The 18,392-nt window shown below is 35.1% G+C and carries 12 protein-coding genes and 1 pseudogene; 6 read left to right on the plus strand and 7 right to left on the minus strand.

All coding sequences use genetic code 11. The annotated features are described in order from the left end of the window. The first annotated feature begins 46 nt into the window (after window positions 1-46). Window positions 47-2,071, plus strand: coding sequence for a DNA helicase Rep (gene rep / locus FPB0191_RS04115; RefSeq protein WP_039104258.1), 2,025 nt, complete (start codon window positions 47-49; stop codon window positions 2,069-2,071). A gap of 175 nt (window positions 2,072-2,246) precedes the next feature. Here the strand turns inward: rep and FPB0191_RS04120 are convergent, their stop codons facing one another. Next, on the minus strand, window positions 2,247-5,447 hold the full coding sequence (locus FPB0191_RS04120) for an efflux RND transporter permease subunit (RefSeq protein ID WP_039104259.1): 3,201 nt from the start codon (window positions 5,445-5,447) through the stop codon (window positions 2,247-2,249). A 21-nt stretch (window positions 5,448-5,468) separates the two neighbouring features. Further along, entirely contained in the window at window positions 5,469-6,719 is a 1,251-nt protein-coding gene (locus tag FPB0191_RS04125) for an efflux RND transporter periplasmic adaptor subunit (protein ID WP_052236750.1), read from the minus strand. Between the two features lie 413 nt (window positions 6,720-7,132). Here FPB0191_RS04125 and zipA point away from each other — a divergent pair, with 413 nt between their 5' ends. The 4 genes from zipA (at window position 7,133) to FPB0191_RS04145 (ending at window position 10,934) form a co-directional block, all read left to right on the plus strand. Beyond that, window positions 7,133-8,080: a cell division protein ZipA gene (gene zipA / locus FPB0191_RS04130; protein ID WP_202965375.1), complete on the plus strand. Its 948-nt coding sequence runs from the start codon at window positions 7,133-7,135 to the stop codon at window positions 8,078-8,080. Between the two features lie 77 nt (window positions 8,081-8,157). After that, entirely contained in the window at window positions 8,158-10,188 is a 2,031-nt protein-coding gene (ligA, locus tag FPB0191_RS04135) for an NAD-dependent DNA ligase LigA (protein ID WP_039104263.1), read from the plus strand. 23 nt (window positions 10,189-10,211) lie between these two features. Then, a complete protein-coding gene (luxS, locus tag FPB0191_RS04140) occupies window positions 10,212-10,742 on the plus strand; it encodes an S-ribosylhomocysteine lyase (RefSeq protein WP_039104265.1) in 531 nt (176 codons plus the stop codon). A gap of 3 nt (window positions 10,743-10,745) precedes the next feature. Further along, window positions 10,746-10,934: a 2-hydroxymuconate tautomerase gene (locus FPB0191_RS04145; protein WP_039104266.1), complete on the plus strand. Its 189-nt coding sequence runs from the start codon at window positions 10,746-10,748 to the stop codon at window positions 10,932-10,934. A gap of 96 nt (window positions 10,935-11,030) precedes the next feature. Here FPB0191_RS04145 and FPB0191_RS04150 read toward each other — a convergent pair whose 3' ends face one another. The 5 genes and pseudogenes from FPB0191_RS04150 to pntA all read right to left on the minus strand — a co-directional run bounded on the left by FPB0191_RS04150 (window position 11,031) and on the right by pntA (window position 17,148). After that, entirely contained in the window at window positions 11,031-11,369 is a 339-nt protein-coding gene (locus tag FPB0191_RS04150; protein WP_110021794.1) for a YggL family protein, read from the minus strand. Between the two features lie 116 nt (window positions 11,370-11,485). Further along, window positions 11,486-12,690: pseudogene (locus FPB0191_RS12525) on the minus strand (DEAD/DEAH box helicase). A gap of 246 nt (window positions 12,691-12,936) precedes the next feature. Next, window positions 12,937-13,860, minus strand: coding sequence for an L-lactate dehydrogenase (locus tag FPB0191_RS04160; protein WP_039104271.1), 924 nt, complete (start codon window positions 13,858-13,860; stop codon window positions 12,937-12,939). Window positions 13,861-14,065: 205 nt separating this feature from the next. Then, window positions 14,066-15,592: an NAD(P)(+) transhydrogenase (Re/Si-specific) subunit beta gene (locus FPB0191_RS04165; RefSeq protein ID WP_039104273.1), complete on the minus strand. Its 1,527-nt coding sequence runs from the start codon at window positions 15,590-15,592 to the stop codon at window positions 14,066-14,068. 2 nt (window positions 15,593-15,594) lie between these two features. Further along, window positions 15,595-17,148, minus strand: coding sequence for a Re/Si-specific NAD(P)(+) transhydrogenase subunit alpha (gene pntA, locus FPB0191_RS04170; RefSeq protein WP_039104275.1), 1,554 nt, complete (start codon window positions 17,146-17,148; stop codon window positions 15,595-15,597). Between the two features lie 426 nt (window positions 17,149-17,574). On the opposite strand from pntA, the gene FPB0191_RS04175 reads away from it, so the two are divergent. Next, window positions 17,575-18,324, plus strand: a complete 750-nt coding sequence (locus FPB0191_RS04175; protein ID WP_039104278.1) for a Nif3-like dinuclear metal center hexameric protein — start codon at window positions 17,575-17,577, stop codon at window positions 18,322-18,324. Window positions 18,325-18,392: the final 68 nt, after the last annotated feature.

Below are 18,392 nucleotides of genomic sequence, written 5' to 3' on the forward strand. Positions count from 1 at the left end.
AATAGTTAAGCTATAATACACTCATTTTTCATAAACGGTTAGAGTTGTGCGTTTAAATTCAAGTCAACAACAAGCAGTAGAATATGCTACAGGTCCTTGTCTTGTTTTAGCGGGAGCAGGTTCCGGTAAAACACGTGTCATAATTAATAAAATTGCTTATTTAATAAAAATAAAAGAGTATCAGCCTAAACATATTTATGCAGTGACTTTTACTAATAAAGCTGCACGAGAAATGAAAGAGCGGATAGCACATTCTCTTGGTAGGAAAGAAACAAGAGGGCTAAAGATTTCGACTTTTCATACACTAGGATTAGACATTATTCGTAAAGAATATAAGCATATTGGCATAAAAAGTAATTTTTCGTTGTTTGATGATCATGATCAGTTTGCATTAATTAAAGAATTAACAGAGCAATATCTTGACGGCGATAAAGATTTAATAAATCAATTACGTAGTTACATCTCGAATTGGAAAAATGATCTTATTGACGCAAGTTTAGCTATGGCTAACGCAAAAACAAAAAAAGAAAAACTATTTGCTCAATGTTACAAATTGTATGAAATACAACAAAAATCTTGTGGTATTTTGGATTTTGATGATTTAATTTTATTACCCACTTTATTGCTGAAAAATAATGAACAAATACGTGAAAAATGGCAAAATCGTGTGCGTTATTTATTGGTTGATGAATATCAAGATACTAATACTAGCCAATATGAATTAATTAAGTTGTTAGTAGGGACGCGCGCTAACTTTACGGTTGTGGGTGATGATGATCAGTCAATTTATTCTTGGCGTGGAGCTAGACCACAAAATTTAATTTTACTAAGTCAAGATTTTCCTAATCTCAATGTCATTAAACTTGAACAGAATTATCGATCCTCTGGGCGAATATTAAAAGCTGCAAATATTTTAATAGAGAATAATCCCCATTTGTTTGTAAAAACATTACATTCTGAATTGGGCTATGGAGACTTAATTAATGTTATATCAGCTAATAATGAAGAAGATGAGGCTGAAAAAATTGTAAATCACCTTATTGGACATCGTTTTACTACGGGGAGTCGTTATGGTGATTATGCAATTTTATACCGAGGTAATCATCAATCACGTTTAGTTGAAAAGGTGTTAATGCAAAGTCGAATTCCTTATCGAATTTCAGGTGGAATTTCTTTTTTCTCTCGTAGTGAAGTCAAAGATATAATGGCCTATTTACGATTGTTAGTTAATCTAGATGACGATAATGCTTTCATACGGATTATAAATACACCTCGTCGAGAAATTGGTCCTACAACATTACAGAAATTGGGTGAGCTTGCTGAAAAACGTTCGCAAAGTTTGTTTAAAACTGCTTTTGATCCAGAAATAACAGAAATATTATCACCTAAAAGTTTAAATACATTAGTTAGTTTTGTTGAATGGTTTAATCAGCTTTCTAAGCAAGCTCAATCTGAGCCCATGCCAGCCGTTTATGAATTATTGCACAATATTGATTATGAGAGCTGGTTATATGAAACATCACCTTCTCCAACAGCTGCTCAAATGCGCATGAAAAATATAAATCAACTAACCGATTGGTTAGACGAAATGCTAAAAGGCGACGAGATAGAGGAACCATATACTCTGGCTGATGCTGTCGCTCGATTTACTTTACGAGATATGTTAGAGCGAAATGAAAACGAAACTGAGCAGGATGAAGTGCAGCTTATGACGCTACATGCTTCTAAAGGTTTGGAGTTTCCTTACGTTTATTTAATTGGTATGGCTGAGGGGTTATTACCTCATCAAAATAGTATTGATGAGGATAATGTTGAAGAAGAGAGACGATTAGCTTATGTAGGTATAACGCGTGCACAACAACTGTTAACTTTTTCTTATAGTAGAGAGCGTAGGCAGTTTGGTGAAACGAGTTACTTAGAGCCAAGTCGATTTTTATATGAATTACCCCAAGATGATTTGAATTGGAGTCTAACTAAACCAAATACAACACCTGAACAGCGGTTACAGAAGAGTAAGAATCATCTTGCTAAGTTGAAAGCTCAAATTTTCAAAGCTAAAGATAATAGTTAAGCTTGAAGTTGTTATGTGATTTATCAAGTTTTTGTCGTAAAAATACCAGTTAACATCTAGTTTACTAGCTTTATTTCTCAATTATCTCATTAGATGAAGCATTTCGCCGATTTTGGAATAAAAAATTGATATAAAAAATGCGCCTATTGGCGCATTTTAAATTTAGTGGGAAATACTAACTTTCTAAAGTTGTCTTTTTCTCTTCTTTTTTACGATCAAACCTTTTTACAAAAGTAGTCAAATATAAGAAGAATAATGGAATATAGAATATTGCAATGAAAGTTGCAGTAACCATACCACCAATAACACCTGTACCAACAGAATTTTGACTTGCAGAGCCCGCTCCTGTATTAACCGCAAGTGGAAATACCCCAAGGATGAAAGCAAATGAAGTCATCAAGATTGGTCGTAAACGTAATCGACATGCTTCTAATGTTGCATCCATAATAGATTTGCCTTCTTTAAGAATCGCATCTTTAGCAAATTCTACTATTAATATTGCATTTTTAGCTGTTAATCCTAACGTTGTTAACAATCCTACGAAGAAATAAATATCGTTCTCTAAATTAAACATAGAGGTTGCAACTACGGTACCAAATATTCCGACTGGAATTGTTAATAGTACAGAAATTGGAATTGTCCAGCTTTCATAAAGAGCGGCTAGTGCTAGGAATACCACAATAAGGGATATAAACATCAACATTGCTTTTTGGGAACCGGTTTCACGTTCTTGATATGATAAACCTGTCCAATCGTAAGTAAATCCACGAGGCAATTGCTCAGAAATTTGCTCCATAATCGCCATTGCTGAACCCGAACTTTCTCCCGGAATTGCGCTACCACTAATTTCCATCGCGGAAACACCATTATATCGCACTAATGATGGTGAACCGAAGGTTTTTGTAGTTTTAGCAAAGGCATCATAAGGAACCATATCACCATTATCATTTTTAACATGCCAAATACTGAAATCATCCGGTAACATGCGATAATCTGCATCTGACTGTACATAGACTTTTTTCACTCGGTTGTTATAAACAAAGTCATCAATGTAAGCTGAACCTAGTGCTGTGGATAATACACTATTTACCGAACTGACTGAAACACCTAATGCTTGAGCTGTTTCAAAATCGACATCAATTTTGTATTGAGGGACATCAAGCATACCGCCAGGTCTAACTTGAGTTAGTTGAGGATTATGCATCGCTCTTATAAGGGTTTGATAAAATGCCCCAATTAGCGCATCATGTCCATTTCCAGCACTATCCATCAATACATATGAGAATCCATTAGCCATACCTAGCGACGGTACCGCTGGTACATTAACGGCAAAGCTACGCGCTTCAGTAATCGTTGCTAAGAAACCATTTGCTCGACCTAATATTGAGGCAATTTTTTGCTGCTTATTAGTTCTGAGTTCCCAATCTTTTAATTTGATAAAGCCCATACCTACATTTTGACCGCGTCCAGTCAAGCTAAATCCTGCAACAGTAAAGGTTTCTTTAACTGAATCAGCTTCTTGAGTTTTAAAATAATTAGTCGCTCTTGTTAAGACACTTTCAGTTTGATCCAGTGTCGAACCAGGAGGTAGTTCTACAATCATTATAACAACGCCCTGATCTTCATTAGGTAAGAAAGATGTTGGGAGTTTGTAATAACCTACAACGAAAATACCGACAATGACTAAATAACCAATCATGCTAATGAAAGGATGTTTTAATGTGCTTTTTACACCTTTTTCGTAAGCTTTTTGGCTAGCATTAAATACAGAATTGAAATAATAAAAAACCTTATTAATAAACCATGATATCCAACTAAACGGCGGATATTGGTATATTTTTTGAAAAATAGTTTTCTTTTCTAAACCATTTTTTGATGGTGCTTTTAAAATTTGTACACATAATGCAGGTGTTAAAATGATTGCCATTAACACCGATAAAACCATTGAAGTAACAATTGTAATTGAGAATTGGCGATATATCCCACCAGCTGCGCCACCGAAAAATGCCATTGGAATAAATACTGCAGATAGAACTACAGCAATCCCTATAAGAGCTGAAGAGATTTGCTCCATTGATTTAACAGTTGCATCATACGGAGACAAATGCTCTTCATGCATTATACGTTCAACGTTTTCGATAACAACGATTGCGTCATCCACTAACAACCCTATCGCTAAGATCATCGCGAACATGGATAACGTGTTAATAGTAAATCCAGTAATATATAAGACCGCAAATGTACCTAATAACACAACAGGCACAGTAATTGTAGGGATGATTGTGGAACGAAGGTTCTGTAAGAATAAGAACATAACGAACACAACCAAAACTATCGCATCTATTAACGTTTCAACAACATTGTCAATTGATAGTTTTACAAACGGCGTAGTGTCGTAAGGAAAATCGTATTTAATGTCGTCTGGGAAAATCTTTGCCAATTCTGCTAATTTAGCATCCACTGCATCAGATGTATCAAGTTGGTTGGCACCAGTAGCCAAATAAATAGCTAAACCGCTGGAAACTTGCCCATTATAACGCGATAAGAAGTTATAATCCGCAGCACCTAATTCGACTCTGGCAACATCTTTCAATAGTAAATTGGAACCATCTGTATTAACGCGTACCAAGATATTTTGGAACTGTTTCGGCGTTTTCAAGCGTGATTGTGCTGTAATCGTAGCATTTAACTCTTGTCCACCAGAAATAGGGTATGCACCTAATTGTCCCGCTGTAACTTGAGCATTTTGAGCCTGAATGGCAGCAATTATTTCTTGAGTAGATAGTTTAAAATAGTTCATTTTATTAGGATCAAGCCAAATGCGCATCGCATATTCTGAACCAAATAAAGTGGTATCACCAACACCTTGTACCCGACGAAGTGGGTCTTGAACAGTTGAATAGATAAAGTCGGCGATATCTGCTTGGGTTTTCTTAGGATTGGTAGAGTAAAAACCAATAACTTTTAAAAAGTTGGTGTTATTTTTCGCTACTGATACGCCATTTTTTTGCACGCTGTCAGGAAGACGAGATTTAACACTTTCAACCTTATTTAAAACTTGTACCTGAGCAAAATCGGGATCGGTACCTGGTGCAAAGGTAAGCGTAGTTTGTACAATACCTTGTGCACTACTGGTAGATTTCATATAAATTAAATTATCAATACCTGTAAGATTTTGTTCAATTAATTGCGTAACAGTGTTTTCAATTGTTTGCGCATCAGCACCAGGATAACTTGCTGTAACGGTTACTGCTGGTGGCGCAATATCGGGATACTGTTCTATTGCAAGTAATTTGATGCAAAGAGCGCCTCCTAACATCATCATAATTGCAATTACCCAAGCAAAAACTGGGCGGTCAATAAAAAACTTAGCCATTATTAGAAAACTCCGATTCTTTTACTTGAGATTACGTTCGATAATTGTATCTAATTCTTCTTGAGAGAGTGTCTCAGGTTTATTTATATTAATGATATTGGCCATAATTTTATTATTAGGGTCATTGAGGTTTTGTCCTGATAAATTTAATAATCCTGAAACAACAACTTGTTCACCTACATTTATCCCACTAGTAACAATCCAATATCCGGGAATACCTGAATATACTTTTACATCATTACGTTTTTCAAAGTAATATTGTTGCTCACCACCGTCAGTTCCCTCATTATTTAATGGTAACGCAACAATTGCGGTGTAATTACCAAGTTCATTACTGGTAATACCTTTTTGAGGAACAAGAACAGCATTTTCAATAACACCTAAAGTATAATGTGGTTTAACGAACATACCAGGGAGAATTTTAGAATCAGGATTAGCAAATTCTGCTCTTAATGTTACAGTTCCGGTTGTTTCATTAACTGTTTTATCTGAAAATTTAATTTTTCCAGTATATTCATATTTAGAACCATCATTAAAATATAATTCAACTTTTTGATCAGGTTTGTAAAGTGAACCGCGATCTTTTTCATTGCGTTCAAAAATCGTTGCAGCTTGTGTCATATCAATATAAATTGGATCAAGTTTCTGTACTAAAGCCATAGGCGTTTGTTGTCCAGCATTAACTAGCGCACCTTCTGTAACATTTGACTTACCAATATAACCCTCGATAGGGGAATAGACTTTAGTGTAATCAAGGTTTACTTTAGCTGTATTTAAATTAGCTTTGGCAACCAACACGGAGGCATCCGCTTGTTGTGAATCGGCTTTTGCTTTGTCATATTCTTGTTGGCTGATTGATTTGGTTTTTAATAGCCCTTCGTAACGAGTTAAAGTTAAATGAGCGATATTGGCATTGGCCTTAGCACTTTCAACACTTGCAATTGCACTATCATAAGTTGCTTGATAGATGGCTGGGTCGATCTGGTAAAGTGATTGACCTTCAGTAACATTACTACTTTCGTCAAACTCTCGCTTAAGAATAATACCACTTACTTGTGGTCTAATTTCGGCAATTTGTGAAGCGACAACACGGGCGGGCAATATGGTCTTAATTGTATAATTGAGTGGCTGTGTTTTAAATACATTAACAGGTACCGACGGCATTTCATTTTGATTAGCATTAGATTTATTTTCGTCACAACTCGCCAATAAAAAACTACTACCTATAATCAGAGCAAGGGTAGCCGGGTGTAATGCTTTTTTTAATTTCATATTAAAATAACCTCGGTAAAATTAAACTAATTCAGAATATTTTTTTGTTAAAAAATCGATTATAAATTGTAAAAGGAAGATGATTCTACCCAAATTCAAATATGAATGTAAGTAGTAACGTTAATGATAGCACAGAGTACTAAAAATTCACAGATTACGGAGATATAAGACTTTGGAGCACTTCGGTTAAATTCAATTTAGAATATTAACCAATTGTAATTAATGAAATAGGATTTAATTATCATATTTTAATAGTGAAAGAGTTTACTTTTTTAGTATGACAAAAATCATATCTCTTTGTAATCTAACACAATAAATAATAAAAATTAACATATTAAACTTTTAAGATGCTTGAGTATTACTAATTAAATGCAGTAATATAGCGATATTAAATAAATATAGAGACAGGTATAATGGATAATTTGCGTATTGTGTTAATTGTTATTGCCTCATTAGTAATCATTGCGTTACTGATTCATGGATTTTGGATTAATAAAAATGAACGTTCACAATTGTTTGAATCTAAAAGGCAATCAAATAGAAGTAAACCTGATTCAGCAAACCTATCTTGGCAAGAACCTTTTGATAATAATGAATTTCAAAATAATGAACTTTTGGATATTAATGATAAAGAGGAAGAAATTGTCACTCATCATGATAAGCCTTTACAAAGTAATTCATCGATAGTTTTTGAACCTTTAACTACGGAAATTTCGCCAGAACCTCATCGAACTATTCCCCCTATTCAACGAGATTTATTCAATGAAGAAGAACCAATAATATCCGTAGAACCTATTTATCCTGATACAGTTAAACCTGAAAAAAATAATCAAGCTGGGTCAGAAAAACTGCCCCAAACTGATTATCAAATATCGCCTGATGATCGAATTTTATATCAAGAAACCAAAACACAATCCAAAAAAGAAGAACCAGAAACAAATAAAAAAAGCGATCAAACTGATGTATTAGTACTACATATTATGGGATTAAATGGCGAACATATTCGTGGGGATTTGTTGCTAAGCAGTATAATTCAAGCCGGATTTAAATTTGGTGAAATGCAAATTTTTCACCGTCATTTAGACCCAGCAGGTAATGGACCGGTTTTATTTAGTTTAGCTAATATGGTGAAACCTGGAACGCTCGATCCAGAAACAATGCACGAATTTAATACACCCGGTGTTTCTATTTTTATGATGATTCCTTCTTATGGAAATACGCCTCAGAATTTTAAAATAATGCTACAGGCTGCTCAACGTATCGCTGATGATGTCAATGGTGTTGTACTTGATGATGAACGTCATATGCTAACACCGCAAAAGATAGATACTTATAAAAGTAGAATAAAAGCGGTGTGTTAGGATCAACAACAATAAACATAATTTATTTTTTAGTAATTACATCAATTATTGATGTGTTTTTATATGAGCAATAACCAATGAATATCGATAACCAGATCGAACAATTACGTAATATAATCCGTCAACATGAATATCAATATTATGTGTTGGATGATCCTAAAGTCCCAGATGCAGAATATGATAAATTAATGCAACAATTAAGGGATTTAGAACAACAAAATCCTGACTTAATTACACCTGAGTCACCCACCCAGCGAGTCGGAGGAGTAGCTTTAAGCCAATTTTCTACAGTTAGGCATGAAATGCCGATGTTATCATTGGATAATATTTTTGATGAGGATGGATTAATAGCCTTTGACAAGAGAATTCGTGAACGAATTACGGTACCATCCGTTAATTTAGAATATTGTTGTGAATTAAAATTGGATGGTCTAGCGGTAAGCATTTTGTATGAAAATGGTAATTTCGTTCGAGCGGCAACACGTGGTGATGGTAATGTGGGTGAGGATATCACTGAAAATGTTAAAACGATTAAATCAATACCCTTGAAATTAACAGGGGACGATATTCCGTCGAGACTTGAGGTGCGAGGTGAGGTATTTATGACGCACCAAGCTTTTGAGAAATTAAATCATGATGCAGAAAAAAATCATGAAAAAATCTTTGCTAATCCACGTAATGCGGCAGCAGGTTCTTTACGGCAATTAGATCCTAGGGTAACAGCAAAACGCTCACTTTCATTTTACTGTTATGGTGTCGGTATTTTTGAAGGTGCACCATTACCTAATACCCATTATGGCCGATTGATGCAATTTAAACACTGGGGTATTCCTGTCAGTGAACATGTTAAAATCGTAACTGGTGTAGATGCTGTTCTTGATTATTTCCATAATATTGAAAATCAGAGGATGTCACTCGGTTTTGATATTGATGGTGTCGTTATAAAAATAAATCAAATTGAGTTACAGCAACAACTTGGATTTGTTGCACGGGCACCTCGTTGGGCAATAGCATTTAAATTTCCTGCACAAGAACAAATCACTCAATTATTGAAAGTGGATTTCCAAGTTGGTCGTACGGGTGCGGTTACCCCTGTAGCGCGATTAGAGCCAGTTCAAGTCGCGGGTGTCATCGTTAGCAACGCTACATTACATAATAGTGATGAAATTGAAAGACTAGGTATTCGTGAAGGTGATTACGTTACAATTCGTCGTGCCGGTGATGTGATCCCTAAAGTCGTAGCAGTAATATTAGACAAGCGTCTCGAAAATACGACCGCCATTCAATTCCCAACAAATTGCCCAGTCTGTGGTTCACTTATTGTTCGAGATGAAGGTGAAGCGATTTCCCGTTGTTCAGGTGGGTTATTCTGTGCAGCACAACGCAAGGAATCGCTTAAACATTTTGTTTCTCGTCGTGCGCTTGATATTACAGGTTTTGGTGATCGTATTATTGAACAATTGGTTGATAAACAGTATATAAAAACACCGGTTGATCTCTATTATTTAACATTACCAAAGTTATGTTCACTGGATAAAGTAGGCGAAAAGTTGGCGACAAATCTACTTAATGCGCTTGAAAAATCTAAACAAACTACGCTAGGACGTTTTATCTTTGCTTTGGGTATTCCCCATGTCGGAGAAGTAACAGCTGAAAATTTAGCTAACGAATTGGGTTCTTTAGAAGCAATACGAAACGCAAGTGTTGAGGATTTACAAAAAGTAAGCGATATTGGTGAAGTTATTGCCAAGAGTATCGTTAATTTTCTAAATGAAGAGCATAATCGAAATATAATTGATGAATTAATTAGTGATAAAATTGCTATTCATTGGTCATCAATTGAGGTTGAGGCGCCGAAAGTTGAAAATAATATTTTTAATGATAAGGTGGTTGTGTTAACTGGTACATTATCATCAATGTCTCGCGATGAAGCAAAAGCCAAGCTTAAACAACTCGGTGCTAAAGTAACAGGCAGTGTATCAAAAAATACAGATATTGTTATTGCTGGCGATGCAGCAGGCTCTAAATTGACTAAAGCACAAGAACTTGCGATCCAAATTATGGATGAACAAACAATGTTGGATAATTTCCAACAATCTGGCATTTAGAGATAACTTAACAGGGAGAAATTATGCCATTACTTGACAGTTTTAAAGTTGATCATACTAAAATGCAAGCCCCATTCGTTCGCGTTGCTAAAATTATGCAAACGCCAAAAGGGGACACAATAACGGTTTTTGATTTGCGTTTCACAATACCAAATAAAGCTCAATTACCCGAAAAAGGCATACATACGCTTGAACATTTATTTGCTGGGTTTATGCGCGATCATTTAAATGGGGCTGATGTAGAAATAATTGATATTTCGCCAATGGGTTGTCGTACTGGGTTTTATATGAGTCTTATTGGGCAACCATCAGAATCAAAGGTTGCTGAAAGCTGGTTAGCTTCAATGAAAGATATTATCCAAGTGACTAAACAAGAGGATATTCCAGAGCTAAACAAATATCAATGTGGTTCATATAAAATGCATTCTTTAAGTGAGGCAAAAAGTATCGCAAGGGATATAATTCAATCAGGTATTTCAGTTTGTCATAATAATGATATTGCATTATCTGATGAACAAATTGCAAATATCAATTTAATTAACAGTAAGGAATAAAATATGCCAAATGTTACTATTGATTTTTTGGAAGGTAGAACAATTGAACAAAAACGCGAAATGGCTAAACGTGTTACCCAAGCGATTGTTGAAACTTTGAATTGTAAACCAGAAGCAGTACAAATCATAATGCACGAAATGGCGAAAGATCAACTTGCTAATGGCGGAGTTCTAAAGTGTGACAAAGATTAATGATTCTAGTCACTTATAATGTTTGATTATTTCAGAAAGCAAGGGTTTCTTTAGTAAACCCTTGTTGTTTATCTTTGCAATAACTTAATATCGGCGTTAAAAATCTAATTCATCCCACCAAATATCGATAAGTTGACCGATTTTTATATTATTTAACCCCTGATCTTTTAGCCAATCACCTATAATTGTACGGTGCTTTTCAGTACAATTACCTAATTTTTGGGTACAAATAATGCCCTGCCAATTTAGATAACCACTCCCTTCATATGCTAAACCATTAGGTTCAATAACTTCACGGATGAAATCGTCTACTTTTTTATCTAATTCAGTCGTATTCGTACCTTCTTGAAATGACCAACTGACTGTAAAACCTAATTCCTTAAATTCTTCAATATGAAGTTTTTTTCTTAAACGACGACTACGATTAGCCATAATATTATATCCTTGTTATTTTATTTGAATAAAAAGTAAAAAATTACTCCATATTAATAACTGAATTAATAACGACATGCAACACGTTTTAATATTCAATTGATTATAATAGATTGTAATTATCTTTGCTTTTGTCGTTTGTTCTTAGGGCTTGGTTTAATATCTGGGTTGATAGCAAAACCTTCAGTAAACATTTGTGGTATCTGAACTTTAATTAATTTTTCAATCGCCTTTAATTGCGGATGTTCATCAATGCAAACTAATGAAATAGCTTTACCTCTATTTTGCGCTCTTCCTGTGCGTCCGATTCTATGAACATAATCTTCTGCAACATGGGGTAGATCATAATTAACAACATAAGGTAGCTGTTCAATATCTAGCCCTCGTGCTGCAATATCAGTCGCAACTAAAGCAGTGATTTTCCCATCTTTAAAATCCGTTAATGCTTTGGTTCTTGCGCCTTGACTTTTATTGCCATGAATAGCAGCTGCCTTGATACCATCTTTGTTTAGTTGTTCAGCTAAATGATTGGCGCCATATTTTGTACGAGTAAAAATAAGCACTTGCGACCATCTTTGAGTGCCAATAAGATAGGATAATAATTCACGTTTACGTTTTTTATCAACATGATGAACATATTGTGTCACTTGTTCAGAAGTACTATTATTTGCTGCAACTGAAATAGTCTCTGGATTATTTAAAAGAGATTGTGCAAGTTGTTTGATCTCATTGGAAAAAGTTGCTGAGAATAATAAATTTTGGCGTTTTTTAGGTAATTTAGCAATGACGCGACGAATATCATGGATGAATCCCATATCTAGCATCCTATCCGCTTCATCAAGTACAAGTACTTTTACCGATTTTAGATCGACTGCATTTTTCTCGACTAAATCCAATAATCTACGGGGGTAGCAATCAGTATATCTACTCCTCCACGCAATTTCATCATTTGTGGATTAATACTGACTCCGCCAAATACAACTAAAGAACGAATTGGTAAATAACGACTATAATCACGAACATTTTCACCTATTTGGGCGGCAAGTTCTCGAGTGGGTGCTAAAATTAATCCATAAAGAGGTCGTTTGCCCTTTTTAGGTTCAGTATTAGGTTTAACAGCTGAACTCTTGGTAATGAGATTCTGAAGGATTGGTAGAACAAATCCTGCCGTTTTCCCCGTCCCAGTTTGTGCACTCGCTAAAATATCTTTGCCAGATATAATTGATGGGATAACTTTATTTTGAATTGCGGTGGGTTTAGTAAAATGCAGCTCATTAAGCGCTTGTAAAATCTTGGCGTCAAGACCAAGTGAATTAAATGACATGAAATATCCTTGAAAATGATTGCGACTGTAATCGGCAGTCATTATAGCTTATTTATTTTGTTTATTATATCTACCATGCTTTGGCTTATGTATTTACTCTGATGTTAACAAGAAATCAATGCGGTAAGAAGTCAATGTGATAATAACCCATACTTAATATATTTAAACATTAATTCATCGTGCGGTAATATACCGCACGCAAATGATAAAATGATGTGATAGGTGTTAAATACGACTTTTAGCTAGTTATTTGGGTAGTTGTTGAATATAACCTTTAATAACATTGATACTATTTTCAAAGCGTTGTTGTTCTTGTGTGTTAAAGTCAAGTTCAATGATTTTTTTTACACCGTGTTGATCTAAAATAGCGGGAACACCGATAGCAATTTCATTGTATCCATATTCGCCTTTTAAAACACAAGAAAGTGCTAATGCACGATGGCTATTGGTCATGATATGTTGACAAATTTCAGCAATTGTACTTCCAATACCATATTCAGTACAATGCTTTCGGTTGGCAATCTCAAATCCCATTTTACGTGCCTTATCGCCTAATTCATCAAAATTAAGATGCATTTTATCGAGCTGATTCAAATTAATTCCATAAATAGATGAGTGTGACCATACCGGAAATTGTGAATCACCATGTTCGCCAACAATAAATGCGTCAATGCTTTGAGGACCAATATCCATTTTTTCGCCTAATATTCGTCGTAAACGGACTGTATCAAGCCATACTCCTGTTCCCAAAACACGATGACGAGGCAACCCAGATAGCTTCCAAACGTAGTAAGTTATGGCATCACAAGGATTAGTCGCAATTAAAAAAATGCCCTTAAAGCCATTTTTCATCATGCCAGGTACAATATTTGCAACAATCTTAGAGGTACCGATAAGTTCTTCAGCACGACTTTTTTGGGCTAAACCAGAGGTAACACAAATTATAGCGATATCAATATCAGCACAATCATTGGCCTCACGTAGTGATATTTTAACCATATTCTGTCGATAGGCTGCTGCATCTAGTAAATCTTGCTGATGACCGTAAACTAACTCTTTATTGAGATCTACTAGAGCAATTTCTTCACAAAAACCGCGATTAACCAAGGTATATGCAGTTGTTGAACCTACATTACCTACGCCGATAATCATAATTTTACGTAATTTCATCCTCTTACTCCTTATTTAAAAAGTATTTGTATTTATCATAATTGCAAATTTATTATTAGGATATCTTAATTATAAACACATTATAAATCAATGAGATATGGATATAGGGTTTAATGGTGAGGTATATTTAAATTTGGTTGAATATCTATTGATAGAATAAAAAAACTCGCCGTTTGGCGAGTTTTAAGCTATAACGAAATTTTATTTAAATGTCTTGTAATACTTTTTCAACACTAGCTTTTGCATCACCAAATAGCATGTAACTATTTTCTTTGAAGAATAATGGATTTTGCACGCCAGCATAACCTGTATTCATAGAGCGCTTAGAAATAATGACTGTCTTAGCCTTCCAAACCTCCAATACAGGCATACCTGCAATTGGACTGCTAGGATCTTCAGAAGCGGCAGGATTAACCGTGTCATTAGCTCCAATTACCCATACTACATCAGTATTTGGGAAATCATCATTAATTTCGTCCATTTCTAATACGATATCATAAGGTACCTTTGCTTCAGCAAGTAACACATTCATATGACCAGGTAATCGACCAGCAACAGGGTGAATACCAAAACGGACTTCAATTCCCATACCGCGTAGCTTCTCAGTAATGCTACTCACGGCACTTTGTGCTTGAGCAACAGCCATACCATAACCTGGAACGATAATGACTGAACGAGCTTCTTTAAGAACTTGAGCTACTTCATTCGGTTGCATTTCACGATATTCACCCATTTCTTCATCGCTACTGGAGGATTTGCTATCTGTACCAAAGCCACCTGCAATTACACTGATAAATGAACGATTCATTGCTTTACACATGATATAAGAAAGAATCGCACCTGAAGACCCCACTAAAGCACCGGTTACGATTAACAAATCATTATTAAGCATAAAGCCTGCTGCTGCTGCTGCCCAGCCAGAATAAGAATTCAGCATAGAAATAACAACCGGCATATCTGCACCACCGATTGAGGCAACCAAATGAATACCAAAAGCAAGCGCAATCAATGTCATTAACACTAAGCATATTAATGCAGTCATATTAACACCAGGACCATTTTCCATTGTAGATTCAACACCAGTACCTTTGAATGCATTTCTAAGACTTTGCATAAATTCTAATATTGTATTTTTAATAAAATCAGCACTATCTAAGAAAATTATCATAAGAATGATACAAAACACAATTGCGCCTAAATTTAAATAATGCTTGAATGGTAAAGATAATGGTTTAGAACTAATACGACCGTTAAGTTTGCCAAATGCAACAATAGAACCAGAGAAGGTTACAGCACCGATAAATACCCCTACAAAAATTTCAATTAAATGAATAATAAGCTCATTATGTAATGCTGCAAATTCTACTAAGTTATTGACCTTAATATTAGTATGTTGAAAAAATTGTTGCGGATCTAAGAAACTATTAAATCCAACCAAGACTGCCGCCAAACCGACAAAGCTATGTAATAATGCCACAAGCTCAGGCATTTGGGTCATTTCAACTTTCTTAGCTAAGTAAATTCCTACGGCACCACCAATAATGATAGCGAGTATCACCCAGCCAATACCACTGGAAACAGCACACATTGTAGCGATCAGTGCAATGGTCATACCAATGATACCGTAGATATTGCCAGATTTTGCCGTTTCTTGTTTTGATAAACCACTTAAGCTAAAAATAAATAGCAATGCTGCAATAACATAAGCGGCTTGAATAATTCCTACATTCATGTTTATTCTCCTTTACCTTTATTATTTGCACCGCGTTGAAACATTTTTAGCATACGATAAGTGACAAAGAATCCACCAAAAATATTAATACTCGCAATTAAAATAGCAATTACAGAAATTGCCACGACCCAAAAACTATTTGAGGTGATTTGTAGGATTGCACCCACCATAATAATCCCGGAAATAGCATTAGTGACGGACATTAATGGTGTATGTAGTGAATGAGTAACATTCCAAACTACGTAATAACCTACAACACAGGATAAAGCAAAAACCGTAAAGTGTGACAAGAAGGTTACAGGTACCACAGAGGCTAACCAGAAGAATAATGCAACAGCAATGGCTAAAATACCATAACGCAGCATTGGTGATGCAGGTTTAGGTTCTGGCTTCGCTACAGGCTTAGTCTCTGGTTTAGGTTGTTGTGCCGATACTTGGATTGGCGGAGCAGGCCATGTGATCTCTTTGTCTTTTACAACAGTTACACCACGAATAACCACATCTTCAAAATTAATATCAATTTCGCCATTTTTTTCTTTAGCAAGCAATTTTAATAAATTAACAATGTTTGTTCCATATAATTGCGAAGCTTGGGCTGGCATACGGTTGGCTAAGTCGGTGTAACCAATAATTTTCACTTTATTATCGGTTTCGTAAACTTCACCAGGACGAGTTAATTCACAGTTTCCTCCGGTTAATGCCGCTAAATCAACAATAACACTTCCTGGTTTCATTGATTCAACCATCTCTTTAGAGATAAGTTTTGGAGCTGGTTTACCCGGTATAAGCGCTGTAGTGATAATAATATCAACATCTTTAGCTTGTGCTGCGAATAGTGCCATTTCAGCTTCAATAAATGCGGCGGACATTTGTTTTGCGTAACCATCACCACTGCCGGCTTCTTCTTTAAAATCTAGTTCTAAGAATTGAGCACCCATACTTTGGATCTGTTCTGCAACTTCTGGACGCGTATCAAATGCACGAACAATTGCACCTAAACTTACAGCAGCACCTATAGCTGCAAGACCTGCTACACCAGCACCAATTACTAGAATTTTAGCCGGTGGCACTTTCCCTGCAGCAGTCACTTGACCTGTAAAAAAACGACCAAATTGGTTAGCTGCTTCTATTACTGCACGATAGCCTGAAATATTTGACATAGAACTCAAAGCATCAAGCGATTGTGCTCGCGAAATTCGTGGTACACAATCCATCGCCATTACAGTGACATTTTTGGCTGCTAATTTTTCTAGAAGTTCTTTATGTTGTGCAGGATAAATATAGCTGATTAATGTGGCACCTTCTTTAATCAAATCTATTTCTTCATCAGTTGGCGCGTGTAATTTTAAAATCAAGTCATTTTGCCAAATATCATGTGTATTTTGTATTGATGCACCTGCATCAATAAAGGTTTGATCTGCAAAATTAGCGATTTGACCAGCACCTTGTTCAACCGAAACTGTAAAGCCAAGTTTTAGCAGTTGACCAATTGTTTGTGGTGTTGCTGCTAATCGACCTTCGTTCGGTAACCGCTCTTTTGGGATACCTATATGCATTGTATAGTCCTTATGTTTATGTGAGTTTAGCAATGTTTACAAGGAAGTTAAACATTGATACCTAGTAAAATTTTGCTGTTAAATTTAACACGTTAAACAATTAAAATCTATTTGCAGCCGAAGTAAAAATAAAAAATTGTATATAGTTTGATTAATTAACAAACATATATAAATAACAGTTATTTGGACTTAGGTAACATAATAATAATTTGTAAAAAATGAGATAATCTTTTGTTTTTATAGTCTTTTTTCTTAACTAAGATTGAATTATTAAACGACAACCAAGAAAAGAAAAAATAATTAATTAGATTCTATACGATTTATTCTATTGATCCTTCCTATTAATTATTGATGTGTTGGATATTAAAAATGTCTATAATTATTTTGTTTGTAATTTAATGCTTAACCAAACCACAGGAAAATTGCATGCATAATGACGATTTAGCACTCATACTTAACAATTTTTTACAAGTTTCACTTTTTAAAGATTACGCACCAAATGGTTTACAAGTTGAGGGTAAAAAACAAATTCATAGAATTGTGACTGGTGTGACGGCATGTCAACGACTTATTGATGCTGCCGTTGATCTTAATGCAGACGCAGTTTTAGTGCATCATGGATTTTTTTGGAAAAATGAACCACTTACCATTACCGGAATCAAATATAAAAGAATTAAGACCTTAATAAAACATGACATAAACTTATATGGTTATCATTTACCCTTAGATTGTCATCCTATTGTTGGTAATAATGTATTACTGGGTAAAATGTTTGGTGTGCAAATTGATGAGCGCACATCGCCTACAGATTTGTTATTTAAAGGTAACCTAACTAAATCTAAGACGGCTTTAGAACTAAAAAGTTTGATCGAGGAAAAATTACAACGTACAGTATTATTTTGTGGTGATGATGCACCTGAACAAATTAAACGAGTAGCATGGTGTAGTGGTGGAGGACAAGATTTCATTGAACAAGCTGCTTTAGCCGGTTGTGATGCGTTTATAACTGGAGAAGTTTCAGAAAGAACTACCCATTTAGCACGCGAATATGGCATTAACTTTTATGCAGCAGGACATCATGCTACAGAACGCTATGGCATTTGTGCTTTAGGTGAATGGTTGGCACAACAATATGATTTAGATGTAACATTTGTTGATATAGATAACCCAGCATAATAATTGCTCATCGACTAAAAGATGGCGATTTTTTGGCATATAAATAATTAATAAAGTATACACAACAA

This window comes from Frischella perrara (genome assembly GCF_000807275.1).
Lineage (GTDB): Bacteria > Pseudomonadota > Gammaproteobacteria > Enterobacterales > Orbaceae > Frischella > Frischella perrara.

What these genes read in the sequence shown, in the direction of transcription:
- FPB0191_RS04120 (WP_039104259.1), bottom strand. Translation starts at nt 5,447, where the DNA reads ATGGCTAAGTTTTTTATTGACCGCCCAGTTTTTGCTTGGGTAATTGCA.
- FPB0191_RS04125 (WP_052236750.1), bottom strand. Translation starts at nt 6,719, where the DNA reads ATGAAATTAAAAAAAGCATTACACCCGGCTACCCTTGCTCTGATTATA.
- zipA (WP_202965375.1), top strand. Translation starts at nt 7,133, where the DNA reads ATGGATAATTTGCGTATTGTGTTAATTGTTATTGCCTCATTAGTAATC.
- ligA (WP_039104263.1), top strand. Translation starts at nt 8,158, where the DNA reads ATGAATATCGATAACCAGATCGAACAATTACGTAATATAATCCGTCAA.
- luxS (WP_039104265.1), top strand. Translation starts at nt 10,212, where the DNA reads ATGCCATTACTTGACAGTTTTAAAGTTGATCATACTAAAATGCAAGCC.
- FPB0191_RS04145 (WP_039104266.1), top strand. Translation starts at nt 10,746, where the DNA reads ATGCCAAATGTTACTATTGATTTTTTGGAAGGTAGAACAATTGAACAA.
- FPB0191_RS04160 (WP_039104271.1), bottom strand. Translation starts at nt 13,860, where the DNA reads ATGAAATTACGTAAAATTATGATTATCGGCGTAGGTAATGTAGGTTCA.
- FPB0191_RS04165 (WP_039104273.1), bottom strand. Translation starts at nt 15,592, where the DNA reads ATGAATGTAGGAATTATTCAAGCCGCTTATGTTATTGCAGCATTGCTA.
- pntA (WP_039104275.1), bottom strand. Translation starts at nt 17,148, where the DNA reads ATGCATATAGGTATCCCAAAAGAGCGGTTACCGAACGAAGGTCGATTA.
- FPB0191_RS04175 (WP_039104278.1), top strand. Translation starts at nt 17,575, where the DNA reads ATGCATAATGACGATTTAGCACTCATACTTAACAATTTTTTACAAGTT.